Raw genomic sequence first — 17483 nt, 5'->3', positions numbered from 1 at the left:
GAGCGAACCGACCATGCTCGACTACACCCTGATCTGGGAAAACCTGCCGCTGTATTTCAGTGGCGCGTTATTGACCCTCAAAGTACTGCTGATTTCCCTGGCTTTTGGCCTGATGTTGGCCATTCCACTGGCATTGATACGCGTCTCCCGCTCGCCGCTGATCAACTTCCCGGCCTGGCTCTACACCTACGCCATTCGTGGCACGCCAATGCTGGTGCAGCTGTTTTTGATCTATTACGGCCTGGCGCAGTTCGAAGCCGTACGCCAAAGCGTGCTCTGGCCGTACCTGTCCAGCGCAACCTTTTGCGCCTGCCTGGCCTTTGCGATCAACACCAGTGCCTACAGCGCAGAGCTGCTGGCCGGCAGCCTGAAATCCACACCCAACGGCGAGATCGAAGCCGCCAAGGCGATGGGCATGTCACGCCTGACCCTGTACCGCCGCATTCTGTTGCCCTCGGCCTTGCGCCGGGCGTTGCCGCAATACAGCAATGAAGTGCTGATGATGCTACAGACCACCAGCCTGGCGTCGATCGTCACCCTGGTCGACATCACCGGTGCGGCGCGTACGGTCAGCTCGCGGTTCTACCTGCCGTTCGAAGCGTTCATCACCGCCGGCCTGATCTACCTGGCCCTGACCTTCATTCTCGTGCGCCTGTTCAAGCTCGCCGAACGTCACTGGCTGGCGTACCTGGCCCCACGCAAGCACTAAGGAAGTCCAATGGAACACATCCACTACGTTTTGCCCTGGAGCGCCTGCGGCACTGAACGCACGCTGTCGCTGTTTCGATTTGGCAGCGGCTCACGCAAGGCCTACATCCAGGCGTCCCTGCACGCCGACGAACTGCCTGGCATGCGCGTCGCCGTCGAACTCAAGCGCCGTCTGCGCGAGCTGGAATTACAAGGCTGCCTGACCGGCGTGATCGAGCTGGTGCCGATGGCCAATCCGATCGGTATCGGGCAAATGTTCCAGGCCACCCATCAGGGGCGCTTCGAATTCAACAGCGGCAAGAACTTCAACCGTGACTTCCCGGATCTGGCCGAAGCCGTGGCCGTGCACCTGAAAGGTCAGCTGGGCGAGGATGCCGAGGCCAACGTGGCACTGATCCGTCGTGCGATGACCGAGGTCATTGCCAACATGCCGCTGGCCGAATCAGAACTCGACGGCCTGCGCCGCCTGCTGTTGCAGCATGCCTGCGATGCCGATGTGGTGCTGGACCTGCACTGTGACTTCGAGTCGATCATGTTGCTGTATGCCCTGCCGCAAAACTGGCCGCGTCTGCGTTCACTGGCCGCACGCCTGGACGCCGGTGCCGTGCTGTTGGCCGAGGACGCCGGCGGCAATGCCTTCGATGAAGCCTGCGCGATCCCCTGGTTGCGCCTGGCCGAACTGTTCCCGCTGGCGAACATTCCGCTGGCCTGCGTGGCGACCACCATCGAACTGCGCGGCATGGCCGACACCGAACGGGAACCGTGCATGGCCAGTGCCGAACAGATCCTTGGCTACCTGGCCGAACAGGGCCTGATCCGCGGCGACTGGCCAGACGCGCCAGCCACCTGCTGCGACGCCACACCCTTCGCCGGTGCGCAATACGCCTATGCGCCACACCCCGGCGTAGTGAGTTTTTTGCAACCGCTGGGTGCCCGGGTCTCGGTCGGCGACCCGCTGTTCGAAGTGCTCGACCCGCTGACCGATCGCCACAGCGTGGTGAAGGCCAGCACCGACGGCATCCTTTATGCCCGCGAACGCCTGCGCTTTGCCCAACCGGGCTTGTGGCTGGCCAAGGTCGCAGGCAGTACCCCCATTCGCCAGGGTCGCTTGCTCAGCGACTGACACAAGAGAACCGACACCATGAACACACTTGAAATTCAGGACCTGCACAAACGCTACGGCACCCACGAAGTGCTCAAGGGCGTGTCCCTGGAAGCCAAAGCCGGCGACGTGATCAGCATCATCGGCTCCAGTGGCTCGGGCAAAAGCACCTTCCTGCGCTGCATCAACCTGCTGGAGCAACCCAACTCGGGCAACATCCTGCTCAATGGCGAGCAGTTGAAACTGGTCGCCAACAAAACCGGAGGGCTCAAGGCCGCCGAGCCGAAACAGCTGCAACGCATGCGCTCACGGCTGGCGATGGTGTTTCAGCACTTCAACCTCTGGTCACACATGAGCGCCCTTGAAAACGTCATGGAAGCGCCAGTGCATGTACTGGGCCTGGACAAAAAACTCGCCCGCGAAAAAGCCGAGCACTACCTGAACAAGGTCGGCGTGGCCCATCGCATGGGCGCTTATCCGGCGCACATGTCGGGTGGCGAACAGCAGCGCGTGGCGATTGCCCGTGCGCTGGCGATGGAGCCGGAAGTGATGTTGTTCGATGAACCGACTTCGGCCCTCGACCCGGAGCTGGTCGGCGAAGTGCTGAAAGTCATGCAGGACCTGGCCCTGGAAGGCCGGACCATGGTAGTGGTGACCCACGAAATGGGCTTTGCCAGGGAGGTGTCGAACCAACTGGTGTTCCTGCACAAAGGTCAGGTCGAAGAGCGTGGCAACCCGCGTGAAGTGCTGGTCAACCCACAGTCCGAACGCCTCCAGCAGTTTCTGGCCGGCAGCCTGAAGTAAGCCGCTCGCCGACCGCTCTGGGTGCTGCACGCCAACGGTCGGCTTCGGATACACTGGCGCGCACTCATGTCAGGGGCCAGATAGGGTCCCTTCCAACCTCCTGCGGATGTTGAGCCGGTTATGCCTACTCCTTCGAAAAACACCACAGTCTACGCCGCGCCGGTCATGCGCAAGCTGGCAGAAATTCTTGCCGACTTGCAGCCGTCGCTGCGCAAAGTGGCGGACTTTATCCTGCGTCACCCGCTGAAGGCCGCCACCCTGACCATTGAAGAGATGGCCCTGGAGACCGCTACCTCGCCGGCGGCAGTCAACCGTCTGGCCAAGGCGTTGGACCTGGGCGGTTACAGTGGCATGAAAGCCGAGCTGGTCGCGACCTTGCAGCAGATGGTCTCCCCCGTGGACAAACTGCGTAACGAACTGGCGCACCGCCCCGGTGGTGCGTTCGGTCTGCATGAGCAGATCCAGAGCGCCACCAGCAACCTCGGCACCGCCGGCACCAACAATCACCCTGACACCTTCGAAGCCGTGGTTACCTGCCTGATCGAGGCGCGCAAGATCTACATCCTCGGGTTTGGCAACAGCGTCTACATGGCCGGTCTCGCAGCCTCGACACTGATGCCGTTCTGCGCCGACGCCACGGCGATCAGCATGGAAGGCGGCAACGAAAACGCCGCCTATCGACTGGCTGCGATTACCGATCAGGACGTGCTGCTGGCGATCTCGCTGCCGCGCTATTCCCTCGACACCCTGCAACTGTCGCGCTTTGCCCATGAGCGTGGCGCGACGGTACTGGCGATCACCGACTCGCCCGCCTCGCCCTTGACCCACATTGCTCAGCACGTGTTGTTTGCGCCAGCCGACCACCCGGTGCTGACCAGTTCCAACATCGCGGTACTGGCGCTGATCGAAGGCCTGGTTGCCGGCGTGATGGCGCGTAACAAAGAGGCGGTGAAGCTGGCGACCGAACTTACCGAAAGCGTGATGAATTACCTGCACATTCCCGGCAGCAGCAAAACCCCGAAAAAGTAAGTCGGCGGGTCACAGCCACCAGCGCAGCAGGAAAAAGAAGCCCATGCTCAGCAGCATGCTAATCAGGGTACTGCGGGTGTAGAGCACCAGGCCAATGGCGACCAGAGAACTGATCAGGTACGGGTTGTCGTACTGCAGATTCAGTTGATGGTCGGGCATGAACACGATCGGCCCGCAGATCGCCGTGAGCATGCCCGGCACCGCGAAGCCGAGAAATTGCCGCGCGTTGCTGCTTAGGCGCACGGGCAACCGTGGTTCAAGGAACACATAGCGGTTGAGGAACACCAGCACGCCCATTCCGAAAATAACCGCCCAGACCATCATGTGCGCGCTCCATAAAACTTGTTGCAGACAAACCCCGCACTCATCCCCAGCAAGCCGGCCAGCACCAGCGCCGAGCCCCAGTGCCAGTAGTTGAACAGCACCGAGCAGAACAGCGAAACCGCCACACAGACAATCGTCGGAACGTTGCGCACCACGGGGGTGATCAACGCGATAAACGTGGCCGCGATGGAAAAATCCAGGCCCAGGTGTTCAAGGCCCGGAATGCTGCTGCCCAGCACAATCCCGGCCAGGGTGAAGAGATTCCATGCGACATAAAAGGTCAGGCCCACCCCGAGGGCGTACCAGCGATTGAACTGCCGTTGGTCAAATTGACTGGTCAGTGCGAACAGTTCATCGGTGAGCAAAAAGCCCAGCCCTACCCGCCAGCGACCCGGCAACGGCGAAACCACCGGCCGCATGCTCATGCCGTACAGCAGGTGTTGCGAGGTCAGCAGCAAGGTGGTCAGCAGAATCGAGAAAATCCCGGCGCCGCCCTTGAGCATCCCGATCGCGACCAACTGCGCAGCACCCGCAAAGACAATGCTCGACAGGCCCTGGCCTTGCAGTGGAGTGAGGTTGGCCTCAATGGCCATCGAACCTGCCAACAGCCCCCATGGCGCAGTCGCCAGGGACAAGGGCATGACGGCAGCGGCGCCGCGCAGGAAAGCACTGCGTGGCAATAGATTGTCAGACATAGCGCTCTACAACTAAGGAAAGGTTGCTAACTGTGTCAGCCGATCGGCCCCCTGTCTTGAACAATCTTGCGTAATCACACATCGAGGCGCAGGCAGGTGGTTGAGCACCGACCAGTAAAAAGTGCTGCTCGATAGACATGGCAGCGACAGGAGATGGTCTATTTTTAATGGGTGTCGACTTCGGGTCGTTTGAGCGCAGGTGAACCTTATCGCCGGATACCCGGTCGATAGGTGCAGCCCAGCCAGGTTTGCCGGTGACCCCGTCGGTGGTAGCAACTGGCCCGTTTCTTTCGCTGGAGAACGCCCCCTTGATAACGACCCGACGCATGGCCACGCTTAAAGCCTGGGGCGCCCACGGTTTTACCGCAACCGGCGTGGTGACCGCCTTCCTGGCGACCCTCGCCTTGTTCGATAACCAGCCCAGGGCCTGCCTGCTGTGGCTGGGCGTGGCGCTGATCGTCGACGGTGTGGACGGCGCACTGGCGCGCAAGGTGAATGTCCAAACGGTACTGCCGCATCTCGACGGGTCCATACTGGATCTGGTCATCGACTACCTGACCTACGTCTTCATCCCGGCCCTGTTCATCTACCGTTACATCGACTTGCCGGCCTACACCCCGCTGCTGACCACCTCGGTGATCCTGGTCTCGTCGCTCTATTGCTTCTGCAACGTCAACATGAAGAGCAAGGACAATTACTTCCAGGGTTTCCCGGCCGCGTGGAACGTCGTCACCCTGTGCCTCTACATCATTGCGCCGCCCCCCTGGCTGACGCTGCTGACCATTATCGGCCTGGCACTGTTGACGGTGACCCGGATGAAGTTCCTGCACCCGTTTCGCGTGCGGCGGTTCATGCCGATCAACATTGCCGTGACGTCCATCTGGTTGCTCTGCAGCCTGTCACTGGTCCTCAACCACCCGACCGTCAACCCTTGGGTCATGGGGCTGTGGCTTGCGATGTCGGCTTACTTCCTGGGGATCTGCATCTGCCGCTCGGCCGCTGACTGGCTTGAGCGCACTCACCATTAATGGAGGCATGAATGCCTATCCATATCGTGCAACTGGGCACACCCCGTACACCCCATGAAGGCCTGCGCCTGGGCACAGTCCGCCGCCCACCGCGCGGCGTTCCGAAAGCCGAATTCGCCAGCCGCGACTTCTATGACACCTGGGTCCCCGTCCTGTCCCCCAGTGCAGAACTGGTAGCAGAAGCGAAAGCCGCGGAAGACGAAAAAGACTGGGAAACCTTTCGACGTAAGTTCAAAGCCGAAATGAACCACCCTGCCCCCAGCCAACTGCTGGATCTATTGGCCGCCCTGTCCCATCAAACCTCGCTGGCCATCGGCTGCTACTGCAAGGAAGAACGCCACTGCCATCGCTCGGTGTTGCGCGAACTGTTGATTGCTCGTGGGGCACAGGTTGCAGCGCCTGAAGAGGTGTAGTTGGGTGTTTGCGTCGAGGGGCGTTTGCGGCGGGATGTGAGCGGCAGAGTTCGGCTAAAAGCTGACACGCTGGCCCGAACACGATTGAACCAGGCGATGGGAGATGTATCCAGGCAATACAGTTGAAGAGCATCTGTCGGCAACCCGGACGACGGCAAGCGATACGCTACACTTCCCTGGCTCCGCCGCGGCACCTGAGGTACCAAACCCCTGTCTCCTGATCTGGAGGTATCCAATGAGCGCTAGCACCGAACTCACTTCCTTCACCGGCTGGGCCGCAACGGCGGCCGGCGCTCCACTGGAGCGCTATAGCTACGATCCCGGTCCATTGGGGGAAGAGGAGGTAGAAGTGGCCGTGGAATATTGCGGCGTCTGCCACTCCGACCAGTCGCTGATCGATAACGAATGGGGCATCAGCCAGTATCCCTTTATCCCCGGCCACGAGGTCGTCGGCAGTATCGTGCGAGTCGGCGCACAGGTACGTGGTCTCGACGTGGGGCAACGGGTGGGCATTGGTTGGTACAAGGGCAGTTGCATGCATTGCTCCTCGTGTATCGGAGGCTCCCACCATCTGTGCGGCACCGTCCAACCCACCATAGTCGGCAGCAACGGAGGCTTCGCCGACCGCCTGCGTTCGCACTGGGCCTGGGCCCTTCCAATACCGGACGGACTCGACCCGGCCATGGCAGGCCCGCTGTTCTGCGCTGGTTCGACGGTGTTCAACCCGCTGGTGGAATTCGACGTCAAGCCCACTGACCGGGTCGGCGTGGTGGGCATCGGCGGCCTCGGTCATCTGGCACTACGCTTCCTCAACGCCTGGGGCTGCGAAGTCACGGCCTTTACATCGTCGTTGAGCAAGCAGGACGAAGCCAGGCGCCTGGGCGCGCACAACGTGGTCGCCTCGACCGACAGTAACGCGCTGAAGTCCATTGCCGGCACTTTGGATTTTCTGCTGGTCACCGCCAACGCCGACCTCGACTGGCCAGCCATGCTCGGAACCCTGCGCGGCAAGGGCCGCCTGCATTTTGTTGGCGCTGTGCCTGGCGCTATTCCAGTGCATGTGTTCAATCTGCTTCCCCAACAAAAAAGCGTGTCCGCCTCACCGGTCGGCTCGCCCGGTACCACGGCGACCATGCTGGAATTCTGCGTACGTCATCAGATCCTGCCGCAGGTCGAGCACTTTCCCATGAGCCGGGTCAACGAAGCCATCGATCACCTGCGCAGTGGCAAGGCACGCTATCGCATCGTACTGGACGCCAGCAAATAACCGACTGGCGCGTCGGGTAACGCCGCGCGCGCCTTTAACTGCGCTAAAACAGCCCCCTTTACTGGCTCGAACGGAGAAGGCGCCGACTTCTCCGTTTGCCTCGTACAGTTCATCAATGGATGGTTTGCGATCATCGAGAAACTTCGGGGGCGCAAAAAAACTAAAGGGGGGGGGAAGCTATGGTTTAAGACGCCTTTTGTCTCACGCGAGATGACCGCTTTGGGTCGGTTACGATCCCTCGCGACTGGCGGTAATCGGCCCAGAGTGTGTAAAAACGCTTTCGTATATCGAGTGCGTCAACCAGGCGTTCCTGGGCGATGCGATTGCCCAAGCGTTTTCCGTGATAAGCATTACTGACGTTCCAAAGCGGTTATGTAGCGGTTTAGCGCCTTCTGGGGCTGAGAAAACCGAGACTTTACGCCCTCATCGCCTTCAGCAAGCTTGCTGTACCGATAATGCTCATAACCCGCTTCATGTTGTAGGCGAGTACATTCAGACTCATCTCCGCGCTTACCCCGACCAGTTTGCGCGTCAGGAAATGCGTTGAGCCCATCCATTGTTTGAGCGTCCCGAAGGGATGCTCAACTGTCCTTTTTCGGATTCGCATCATGTCCGGTGCATGGTTCAACCGACGCTGCATTTCCTCCAGCACCGCTTCATGTTCCCAGCGTCTTACTCGACGATTTTTGCTCGGTGTGCACTGCGTTTTCAGCGCGCAGCCCTGGCATTTCGAACTCCAATAACAGTGCATATTCATGCCTTTCTCAATACTGGAGAAGCGCCAGGGCAGCGCCTCTCCCGCCGGACAGATGTATTCGTTTTTCGTCGCGTCATAAACGAAAGCATCTTTGTTGAATCGACCATCCGCCTTGGCGCTTGAAGTCATCGGCTTTGGCACGTAGGCAGTGATGTCCGCGTCGTGACAGGCAAGGATTTCTTCACTCTTGAAGTAACCTCGGTCAGCTACCACCGCCAGCGTTTCTGACGCCATGGCATCGCGAGCCTGCTTCGCCATCGAGCTGAGTTGATCGCGGTCGGAACCGAAGTTGGTGACCTCATGAGCAACGATCAAATGGTTCTGGGTATCAACCGCTGTTTGCACGTTGTAGCCGACGATTCCCGTGCCGCGCGTCATCATGGAGCGGGCGTCTGGATCGGTCAGTGAGACCTGTTTATCCGGCGATTCGTTGAGCTGGATTTCTATCGCTTGAAGCTCTTTCATTTGCGTCTTCAGCTTGGCGATTTTCTCTTCCAGCCGCACGGCGTTGGGCTCGGAGGCTGTTGGTTCTTGCCGATCGGCAGCATCGAGTGCCGTCAGATAACGGTTGATGCTCGATTCAATTTCTTCCATTCGCCGCTTCAGTTTGGCGCTGGTGAAATTGCGGTCGCGGTTGTTGACTGCTTTGAATTTACTGCCGTCGATGGCGACCAGATTTTCTCCAAACAGTCCCAACTGCTGACACAGCACAACGAACTGGCGACAGACGCCTCGGATGGCCTTGCTGTTGTCTTTTCGGAAGCTGGCGATGGTCTTGAAATCCGGCATCAAACGCCCCGTCAACCACATCAGCTCGACGTTGCGCTGGGCTTCTCGCTCCAAACGGCGGCTCGACTGGATGCGGTTGAGATAGCCGTAGATGTAGATCTTCAGCAGGATCGCAGGGTGATAAGCAGGCCGGCCAGTATCAGCTGGAATGGCACTTTCAAAACCCAGATTGACCAGGTCGAGTTCGTCGACAAAGACGTCGACTATGCGCACCGGATTGGTATCGCATACGTAGTCGTCGAGGCTCTCGGGGAGTAAGGTGCCTTGGCCTCGATGTTCACCTTGGATAAAGCGCTTCATGGGCGATCCCTGCAATGAAATCCACAGAAATCATAGCAAGGGTTCGCGAAGGTGTTTTTACACACTCTGGGCCACAAGCAGCCCTTGAGTCGGACGTTCAAAGACAGTGCAATCGAAACGTCGGACTAAAACTGGAGCTGGATCGGATTCTCGGAGCGGCGACGCTCGTGGGCTTCTCGTTTGGCGTCAATATTTTTAATCACATCTTTCATATGCTGATCTCGGTTCCACTCATCCGGAAGATGTTCTTCGAGCGGTATCCCGGCATGCATCCGAAGCCTTCGTGCCAAGTCAGACGCTTGGAGCCCTAGTTCCGCGTAGCCACGCCTCCTAACCCAGAAGTACTCGGTGTGCTCTGGGGGGTCGTAGCTGTATTCCTCAATCCCCGCAAGTCTGCTGTGGAGTTGCTCCTGCTTATCGGGAAGCCAAAGGATCGAATAGATTAGATCTTTCGGCAACAACTTCCAGTCGACGCTAATGTCTAGCGGCTGAAATTCAGGATGTATTGTAGTGGGCACATTTTCTTCACCGTTATTACCTGCCGGACGACCGTACTCGGTGCCGTCGTCACAGGCAACGTGCAAGCAGCCGTTTGCGAACCGCTCCAAGTGAGAAACGACGATAATCCCAAGGTATGCCGTGTCTTTCTTACGTTTAGTTCGACTCCCCAAGTACTCTTTGATGGCAACGAACGAGTTACCAAGTAGAACCCCACTGATGCCCGCCACAGCCGAGATAATGGCGGAAACATTTCCAGCATCCATGACTACCTCTTCGTCGCCTTAGCGTTTTGATTAATGGCACGCCTACCGCCAATTCCTACCGACTCACTAGTCAAAGTGTTTCGCATCTGGATGATTACACTTTGTTCCAACAGCTGCTATGGGTCCAGGCTGTGTGAAAACGCATGCGCCGTTTTGAAGTCTGCGTTGCTACGTAAAATCTGCCAGCGTTTGGTTAATCAGCAGCCCGAAAATTTGCGTAGGAACGCGATTTTCGCTCCAGTCCTGGCTGTCAAACCTGCTCAAAAACGTTTTCACACAGCCTGGGTCGAAAGCAGGCGCTGGAAAACGCTAGCTATGCGTCGAAGGCTGGCATTTACGGCAGATAGCAATCGACCTCATCGTTCAGAACCCGAACCAGAGAAGTGATCAATATGAAAGCTGAGATGAATGAATCGGAACTGCGGCCTCGGGTATTCGTCTCGGACCTCATCCAGCTCGGTGATATTGTACTGACAACCACGCCCGACCCAATGAGCCAAACGATTCGTAAGGTCATCGGCGCGGATATCTCTCACGCTATGATTTGTGTGGGAAAGTCGAGTGTGATCGATTCAACCGGCGACGGGGTTCACGCACGCAACCTCGAGCGGCTCATTCTTGAGCCGGGCTGCGCTGGTTATGTGCTTCGACCTGTGAAGCCCTTGACGACTGACCAACTGCACTCCGCCATCTCCTTCGCCAGAGCTGCGGTTGGTACTCGATACTCTAAAACCGGCGCCGCCAAGAGTGTGCTAGCTGGTTTCGTGGCCGGCCGGAGGCAGTTCTGCTCGCGATTGGTCGCGCAGGCTTATCGTCATGCCGGCGTGAACCTAGTGTCGGATGCGGACTTCTGCCATCCCGGGGAGTTCCTGAAGAGCGCGGCGCTTGTTGAGGTCCCTAATGTGCTTAGAAATCTCAGTGCAGAACAAGAGGCTGACTGGCGTGAGGATATTGACAACGTTCAGGCTATGCGCGACTCAACCAACGTCTTGCTTCAGGAGGCCCGCAAGCTGTCGTCTGAGATTGAGTCACTCAATGACATAGATGCCTACCTGGTGGAGCATCAGGAGGCAGACGCTCACCTAGTGCAAGCTCTGCGAACTTCGAGGTATCTGGAGCTGTGGAAAGATGAGTTCGAAAGGAATGCCTGGCAATACCACGTCGCCTTCATGGAGGGGCACAATGGCTCGTCGAAACGCAAGCAGAGGTACTGCGAGGAGCTGCTAGCGAACGAGAAGTTGGGCCAAAACCGTTTTATCCTGAACCGCGCGGGCTACGTGACCGTTAACGCGTTGCACCCTCGCCAATACTTCGCCCTAAAGATAGAGCTGTACGAGCTTCTGACGCAGTTTCATGCTCGGCGCATTAGGGCGGCAACTAGTTGGCTTGAGCGTAAGGGACTGCTCGAGCCCGCACCTCCCACGTTGCTCCGTCCGCACACGCCGGAATGGTTTGCTTCGCTGCGCGAATGGAATCCCAAGCAGGCTGCAATGACGGAAGCGGCCATTAGGGCAACGGGAAGTTTGGATGTATGCACTGTCTGTGCAGATGAACCAGTCCGCGATTTTGTCCTCTTGAGTATTCCAGCGGCTGGACCAGGGACGCTTCGGCTCTGTGACGACTGTTTTCGCATCCGCTCCATCGACGAACCAATGAAGACGTTCTAACCGCACAATCCTTCGCCGTCCATCGGCCAGTTCTGCTGACTGACGCTATATCCTGCTTCTGCGTAGTGTGATTGCGGTTGGGTACCGTGTCGCTGAAACTGCTCGCTTAAGCGAAGGTAGGTGTTCGCATGCTATTGACCGCTTCCGCCAGCAGAATCTGGTGCATCCAGCTCAATGATTCGGATGGCAGCTTCTGGCCCAGAGTGTGTAAAAACACCTTCGCGAACCCTTGCTATGATTTCTGTGGATTTCATTGCAGGGATCGCCCATGAAGCGCTTTATCCAAGGTGAACATCGAGGCCAAGGCACCTTACTCCCCGAGAGCCTCGACGACTACGTATGCGATACCAATCCGGTGCGCATAGTCGACGTCTTTGTCGACGAACTCGACCTGGTCAATCTGGGTTTTTGAAAGTGCCATTCCAGCTGATACTGGCCGGCCTGCTTATCACCCTGCGATCCTGCTGAAGATCTACATCTACGGCTATCTCAACCGCATCCAGTCGAGCCGCCGTTTGGAGCGAGAAGCCCAGCGCAACGTCGAGCTGATGTGGTTGACGGGGCGTTTTGATGCCGGATTTCAAGACCATCGCCAGCTTCCGAAAAGACAACAGCAAGGCCATCCGAGGCGTCTGTCGCCAGTTCGTTGTGCTGTGTCAGCAGTTGGGACTGTTTGGAGAAAATCTGGTCGCCATCGACGGCAGTAAATTCAAAGCAGTCAACAACCGCGACCGCAATTTCACCAGCGCCAAACTGAAGCGGCGAATGGAAGAAATTGAATCGAGCATCAACCGTTATCTGACGGCACTCGATGCTGCCGATCGGCAAGAACCAACAGCCTCCGAGCCCAACGCCGTGCGGCTGGAAGAGAAAATCGCCAAGCTGAAGACGCAAATGAAAGAGCTTCAAGCGATAGAAATCCAGCTCAACGAATCGCCGGATAAACAGGTCTCACTGACCGATCCAGACGCCCGCTCCATGATGACGCGCGGCACGGGAATCGTCGGCTACAACGTGCAAACAGCGGTTGATACCCAGAACCATTTGATCGTTGCTCATGAGGTCACCAACTTCGGTTCCGACCGCGATCAACTCAGCTCGATGGCGAAGCAGGCTCGCGATGCCATGGCGTCAGAAACGCTGGCGGTGGTAGCTGACCGAGGTTACTTCAAGAGTGAAGAAATCCTTGCCTGTCACGACGCGGACATCACTGCCTACGTGCCAAAGCCGATGACTTCAAGCGCCAAGGCGGATGGTCGATTCAACAAGATGCTTTCGTTTATGACGCGACGAAAAACGAATACATCTGTCCGGCGGGAGAGGCGCTGCCCTGGCGCTTCTCCAGTATTGAGAAAGGCATGAATATGCACTGTTATTGGAGTTCGAAATGCCAGGGCTGCGCGCTGAAAACGCAGTGCACACCGAGCAAAAATCGTCGAGTAAGACGCTGGGAACATGAAGCGGTGCTGGAGGAAATGCAGCGTCGGTTGAACCATGCACCGGACATGATGCGAATCCGAAAAAGGACAGTTGAGCATCCCTTCGGGACGCTCAAACAATGGATGGGCTCAACGCATTTCCTGACGCGCAAACTGGTCGGGGTAAGCGCGGAGATGAGTCTGAATGTACTCGCCTACAACATGAAGCGGGTTATGAGCATTATCGGTACAGCAAGCTTGCTGAAGGCGATGAGGGCGTAAAGTCTCGGTTTTCTCAGCCCCAGAAGGCGCTAAACCGCTACATAACCGCTTTGGAACGTCAGTTAATGCTTATCACGGAAAACGCTTGGGCAATCGCATCGCCCAGGAACGCCTGGTTGACGCACTCGATATACGAAAGCGTTTTTACACACTCTGGGCCGTATTTTGCCTGTCGCGAAGGACGGAAACCGATCCAACGCGGCCGGTCAAGTTGTCTACGAAATTAGGGGCGACTCAGTCTTGTTTTTGGCTGTATGCAGAGTGATTCCACTGTAGTCGACCCAAACGCGGAGAGAGGTGGAGTAAGCCAATCTCCGAGGTGTAAGTCCTGATAAAGGCTTGCAGTGATGGGGTGGTTGTCAGTACTGGAGCTAGAGCCATTGGACGACACCGCATATCCGGTTAGTCTTGCCAGCACCACAGCGCTGAAACTCTATGGGAACTTTCTCGGGTGATCAAACCGATAGTGATACTGCGTCGCCGTTTCGCCTCCATACGTTGGCGCACACGGGTGACGCTCTGGGCTGCCGCCACCTTGGCGGGGCTACTTGTCGTGATGTTTGCCCGGCTGGCCGACCTGGCGCTGACGCAATTTGCGCAACAGACCGCCGAGCGGCCTTGGTTGCCGTTTATTTACACGCCCTTGGTCGGCATGCTGGTGGTGTGGTTGACCACTCGTTTTTTTGTCGGCTCCCAAGGCAGTGGCATTCCCCAAGTGATCGCCGCTACGCGCTTGGCGCATCAAGGCAAACCCGTCGACAAACTGGTGTCGCTTCGGATTGCGTTCGCCAAGATAGGCCTTGGCACGCTAGCGCTGACTGGTGGTTTTTCCGCTGGGCGCGAAGGGCCGTCGGTGCAGGTCGCGGCCTCGATCATGCATTTTTTCCACCGTTACCTGCCCAACGCGCGAATCATCCGCAGCGAGGACCTCATTCTGGCCGGAGGGGCAGCAGGCATCGCGGCAGCATTCAATACGCCGTTGGCCGGTGTGGCCTTTGCTGTAGAGGAGCTGGGGCGCAAGCTGGAGACCCGCACCAGCGGTGTCTTGCTCAGCACGATTATCTTGTCGGGGATGGTTGCTATTGCTTTGCAAGGCAACTACAACTATTTCGGTCACTTCGATATTCATAAGATTGGTCTGGATATCATCGTCCCGGTGGTGGTGACCGGGATTGGCTGCGGGCTGCTGGGCGGATTGTTCAGCCGGATGTTGCTGTGGCCCCAGCGGCATCATCGATTTGTACTCTGGAAATGGCGTCGCGTGCATCCCGTCTGGTTTGCTGGTGCGTGTGGAATGATCGTGGCGGTATTGGGCTGGTTGAGTGGCGGCATGTCATTCGGCAGCGGTTACGGGATCACATCTCAGATCATCGTCTCCGATGTCGGTCTGCCATGGCATGCACCGATCACCCGTTTTCTCGCGACGGTGGTTACTTACTTCTCCGGTATCCCAGGCGGAATTTTTGCCCCCTCCCTAGCCGTCGGTGCCGCTGTAGGTGCTAACGTCGCGGATTTCTTTGGCCTGGCGGCACAGCCGATCATTGCGCTGTGCATGGTTGGTTTTCTGGCTGCTGTAACACAGTCCCCGATCACCTCCGCGATCATCGTAATGGAGATGATCGACAGCCACGGGATGGTCATCAGCCTCATGGCGGTCGCATTAATTGCCAAAGCGGTCAGCGCACGGATGGGGCCCGAGTTGTATCAGCAGTTGGCTCGCGGCTTTCTGCAATCGCCGGACACTGACGCCGCAACGCGAAAAACAAATCAATAGGTTGTTTTAGTACACCAGTGTTCGGGTTGAATCACCCTCAAACTCGTAGGCACATCTGAATGACAACTTTTGGCCGATTCTGTTGAAAAAGTCGGTCTGTCCAAACTGCCTGATCATTGACTGGTGAAAACGCCTTTTTTGCACGCTGCTACGTGAAATCCAAGTCCAGAAGCCTCTGCCAAAAGTAAAGATTTCAATGTCGAACGCGTACTTTTCTGATGCGCAAACCATGGCCGACTTTTTCAACAGAATCGGCCGTTGGCTACCTTTCGCAAAGGGCATCTTCGGGTCAGTTGTTGCCGTTGGTAATGGATCACCATCGAGTGGAGTTTTGGTGTCGATGTACAGAGAGGCTGGGATCAGGTCGATCCAGTGAGCGGGCATATATCGATCAATTTTGAAGATTTCTGTTTTGATTGGCTCAAGGCCGTCACACAGTCGTCGCCAAACGATTTGCAGGGTTAGCCCATCCCCTGCAATCCAGTTTTGATCAGCGGTAAAGCGGATTTCGGTCCAGGTTTTCGCCAAAGTCATGGATCACCTGCAGCAGCGACTTCACCCGCAGCGGCAGATTCCCGGCCGGGTACACCGCGTGCATCTGCGGGCTTTCGCCGCCGCTGGAGGTGAGCGTGTATTCGGGACAGACCCGGAGCAGGCGCCCCGCTTCCACTTCGGGCTCTGCGACCCAGTCCGCCAGGCGGGCGATTCCGACGCCCGCCAGGGCTGCCTGGAACACCGCCACACCGGAGGTGAATCGAAACTTCGGATGAACCCGAATGCTGATGGCCTGCTGCTCACTGCGAAAATTCCACTCCTTGAGAATCCGCGGCGCCGTATGCAGGATCAGCGAATGCGCCTCCAGCGCCTCGATGGAGTCGGGCATCCCGCGCCGCTCCAGATACCCGGGGCTGGCATACAGGTAACGTGAATAACTCCAGAGTGGAAATCCGATCAGGTCGCTGGATTGCGGAAACGAACCGCGAATCGAGAAGTCCAGTTTGCTCTTGGCCGGGTCGATGGTCTCATCGGTGAAAATCACATCAACGTTCACGTCTGGATAACGCTCGCAGTACTGCGCGATCAATCGGGGCAATACCCCATTTCCGAGCATCTCGGGGGCGGATAAACGGATCCAGCCGTAGGCCAGGCCGCTGAGACCGGCCAGATCTTCATCCGCCTCTCGTTGCAGATCCAGCATTTTGCAAGCGTGGGGCAACAAGCACTCACCTGCCTCGGTCAAGCTCACGGCATTGGACGAGCGATTGAACAATTTTACCCCGACACTTTCCTCCAGGGCTTGAACGGCGCGGGTCAGCGAACTCGGGGAGCGCCCCAGCGAACGTGCTGCCGCGACGAAGCTGCGCTTGCGAGCCACCGTTGCGAAGGCTTCAAATTCCCCCAACATATCCAATGCCATGCACCACCTCGTTGCACTTTTCACAACGTGGCATTGCAACACAAAAAAGGCCGTTCCGTTAACCTTCCCGCTCAATCCACACCGCTGGACCTTCACCACTCCTTCATCGTCAGGGCCTGATTTCATGATCGATATTGTCATCCTTTGCGTGTTCGCCTTTGCCGCCGGCCTGATTGATGCGGCGGTGGGCGGCGGCGGACTGATCCAGATACCTGCGCTGTTCAACGTGCTGCCCACGGCACAACCCGCGGCACTGCTGGGTACCAACAAGGTCGCGGCCGCCTGCGGCACCGCATTCGCGGCCCGGTCCTTCGTGCGCAAAGTAGTGATCGACTGGGGGCTGGTGATCCCCGCGGCCTGTGCGGCCTTTGTCATGTCCTTCTTCGGCGCGGCCACGGTGTCGTCCGTCCCGCAGTCGGTGATCCGGCCAGCGGTGCTGGTGTTGATCGTGCTGATGGCGATCTACACCTTCTGGAAAAAGGACTTCGGCGCCCTGCACAAACCCATGCACATCGGCACCCGGGAGAAACTGCTGGCGATCGTCATCGGCGGTGCGATTGGCTTCTACGACGGACTGTTTGGTCCCGGCACCGGCAGCTTCCTGATCTTCCTGTTTATCCGCTGCTTCGCCTTCGACTTCCTGCATGCCTCGGCGTCGGCCAAACTGGTGAACATTGCGACCAACGTCGCGGCGCTGATCTTCTTCATTCCCACGGGTAACGTGCTCTACCTGATCGCCCTCCCCATGGCCGCATTCAACATCCTCGGCGCGCTGACCGGCACCTGGCTGGCGGTGCGTAAAGGCGTGCCCTTTGTCCGGGGCCTGTTCCTGATGTTGCTGGTGATCCTGATCAGCAAACTGTCTTACGACCTGTTCGTGTGAACCTGAGCCGTGGTTCTGACTGTCCCCGTAGCATTTTATTCATGTGAAATCCGACAACAGTG

Annotated in this window: 16 protein-coding genes and 1 pseudogene; 11 read left to right on the top strand and 6 right to left on the bottom strand. The window is 57.9% G+C overall.

Translation table 11 applies throughout. The features are described from left to right. The first annotated feature begins 13 nt into the window (after positions 1–13). The 4 genes from HK44_RS01050 (at position 14) to HK44_RS01035 (ending at position 3643) form a co-directional block, all read left to right on the top strand. Positions 14–709, top strand: a complete 696-nt coding sequence (locus HK44_RS01050; RefSeq protein ID WP_019689779.1) for an ABC transporter permease — start codon at positions 14–16, stop codon at positions 707–709. Positions 710–718: 9 nt separating this feature from the next. Beyond that, positions 719–1831 carry a succinylglutamate desuccinylase/aspartoacylase family protein gene (locus tag HK44_RS01045; RefSeq protein ID WP_019689778.1) on the top strand — a complete coding sequence of 371 codons (1113 nt, stop codon included), beginning with the start codon at positions 719–721 and terminating at the stop codon, positions 1829–1831. A gap of 18 nt (positions 1832–1849) precedes the next feature. Beyond that, positions 1850–2614: an ABC transporter ATP-binding protein gene (locus tag HK44_RS01040; protein ID WP_019689777.1), complete on the top strand. Its 765-nt coding sequence runs from the start codon at positions 1850–1852 to the stop codon at positions 2612–2614. Between the two features lie 120 nt (positions 2615–2734). Further along, positions 2735–3643: a MurR/RpiR family transcriptional regulator gene (locus HK44_RS01035; protein ID WP_019689776.1), complete on the top strand. Its 909-nt coding sequence runs from the start codon at positions 2735–2737 to the stop codon at positions 3641–3643. A 9-nt stretch (positions 3644–3652) separates the two neighbouring features. Here HK44_RS01035 and HK44_RS01030 read toward each other — a convergent pair whose 3' ends face one another. Next, positions 3653–3964 carry an AzlD domain-containing protein gene (locus tag HK44_RS01030; RefSeq protein WP_024264669.1) on the bottom strand — a complete coding sequence of 104 codons (312 nt, stop codon included), beginning with the start codon at positions 3962–3964 and terminating at the stop codon, positions 3653–3655. Next, the gene (locus HK44_RS01025) at positions 3964–4662 is read right to left on the bottom strand and encodes an AzlC family ABC transporter permease (RefSeq protein ID WP_019689774.1); all 699 of its coding nucleotides are present in this window, start codon (positions 4660–4662) and stop codon (positions 3964–3966) included. Before HK44_RS01025 ends, HK44_RS01030 begins: the two co-directional genes overlap by 1 nt. Before the next feature lie 326 nt (positions 4663–4988). Between HK44_RS01025 and pcsA the strand changes: the two genes are divergently transcribed. From pcsA to ahr, 3 genes are all read left to right on the top strand, one after another. Further along, on the top strand, positions 4989–5690 hold the full coding sequence (pcsA, locus tag HK44_RS01020; protein WP_431357293.1) for a phosphatidylcholine synthase: 702 nt from the start codon (positions 4989–4991) through the stop codon (positions 5688–5690). Between the two features lie 11 nt (positions 5691–5701). Next, positions 5702–6103 (top strand): DUF488 domain-containing protein, encoded by a 402-nt coding sequence (locus tag HK44_RS01015; RefSeq protein WP_019689772.1) that lies wholly within the window; start codon positions 5702–5704, stop codon positions 6101–6103. Between the two features lie 235 nt (positions 6104–6338). Then, positions 6339–7370, top strand: a complete 1032-nt coding sequence (gene ahr, locus HK44_RS01010) for an NADPH-dependent aldehyde reductase Ahr (RefSeq protein WP_019689771.1) — start codon at positions 6339–6341, stop codon at positions 7368–7370. 415 nt (positions 7371–7785) lie between these two features. Here ahr and HK44_RS01005 read toward each other — a convergent pair whose 3' ends face one another. Both HK44_RS01005 and HK44_RS01000 read right to left on the bottom strand, forming a co-directional pair. Further along, positions 7786–9216 carry an IS1182 family transposase gene (locus HK44_RS01005; protein ID WP_024264657.1) on the bottom strand — a complete coding sequence of 477 codons (1431 nt, stop codon included), beginning with the start codon at positions 9214–9216 and terminating at the stop codon, positions 7786–7788. Between the two features lie 125 nt (positions 9217–9341). After that, positions 9342–9980, bottom strand: a complete 639-nt coding sequence (locus HK44_RS01000; RefSeq protein WP_019689770.1) for a hypothetical protein — start codon at positions 9978–9980, stop codon at positions 9342–9344. 392 nt (positions 9981–10372) lie between these two features. Here HK44_RS01000 and HK44_RS00995 point away from each other — a divergent pair, with 392 nt between their 5' ends. The 3 genes and pseudogenes from HK44_RS00995 to HK44_RS00985 all read left to right on the top strand — a co-directional run bounded on the left by HK44_RS00995 (position 10373) and on the right by HK44_RS00985 (position 15121). After that, entirely contained in the window at positions 10373–11647 is a 1275-nt protein-coding gene (locus HK44_RS00995; RefSeq protein WP_019689769.1) for a YiiX/YebB-like N1pC/P60 family cysteine hydrolase, read from the top strand. Between the two features lie 268 nt (positions 11648–11915). Continuing rightward, a pseudogene (locus tag HK44_RS30085) lies at positions 11916–13347 on the top strand (IS1182 family transposase). A gap of 451 nt (positions 13348–13798) precedes the next feature. Continuing rightward, positions 13799–15121, top strand: coding sequence for a chloride channel protein (locus HK44_RS00985; protein WP_019689768.1), 1323 nt, complete (start codon positions 13799–13801; stop codon positions 15119–15121). Positions 15122–15127: 6 nt separating this feature from the next. Here the strand turns inward: HK44_RS00985 and HK44_RS29490 are convergent, their stop codons facing one another. Then, positions 15128–15655, bottom strand: coding sequence for a hypothetical protein (locus HK44_RS29490; RefSeq protein WP_020723509.1), 528 nt, complete (start codon positions 15653–15655; stop codon positions 15128–15130). Further along, positions 15612–16538 (bottom strand): LysR family transcriptional regulator, encoded by a 927-nt coding sequence (locus HK44_RS00975; RefSeq protein ID WP_019689766.1) that lies wholly within the window; start codon positions 16536–16538, stop codon positions 15612–15614. Before HK44_RS00975 ends, HK44_RS29490 begins: the two co-directional genes overlap by 44 nt. Positions 16539–16662: 124 nt before the next feature. On the opposite strand from HK44_RS00975, the gene HK44_RS00970 reads away from it, so the two are divergent. After that, complete coding sequence (locus HK44_RS00970) at positions 16663–17421, top strand: sulfite exporter TauE/SafE family protein (RefSeq protein WP_019689765.1); 759 nt, start codon at positions 16663–16665, stop codon at positions 17419–17421. Positions 17422–17483: the final 62 nt, after the last annotated feature.

The sequence above is a fragment of the Pseudomonas fluorescens HK44 genome (assembly GCF_000217955.3).
Classification (GTDB): Bacteria; Pseudomonadota; Gammaproteobacteria; order Pseudomonadales; family Pseudomonadaceae; genus Aquipseudomonas; species Aquipseudomonas fluorescens_AQ.
The sequence above is the reverse complement of the archived record's forward strand: the minus strand, read 5'-3'. Positions and strand labels throughout refer to the sequence as shown.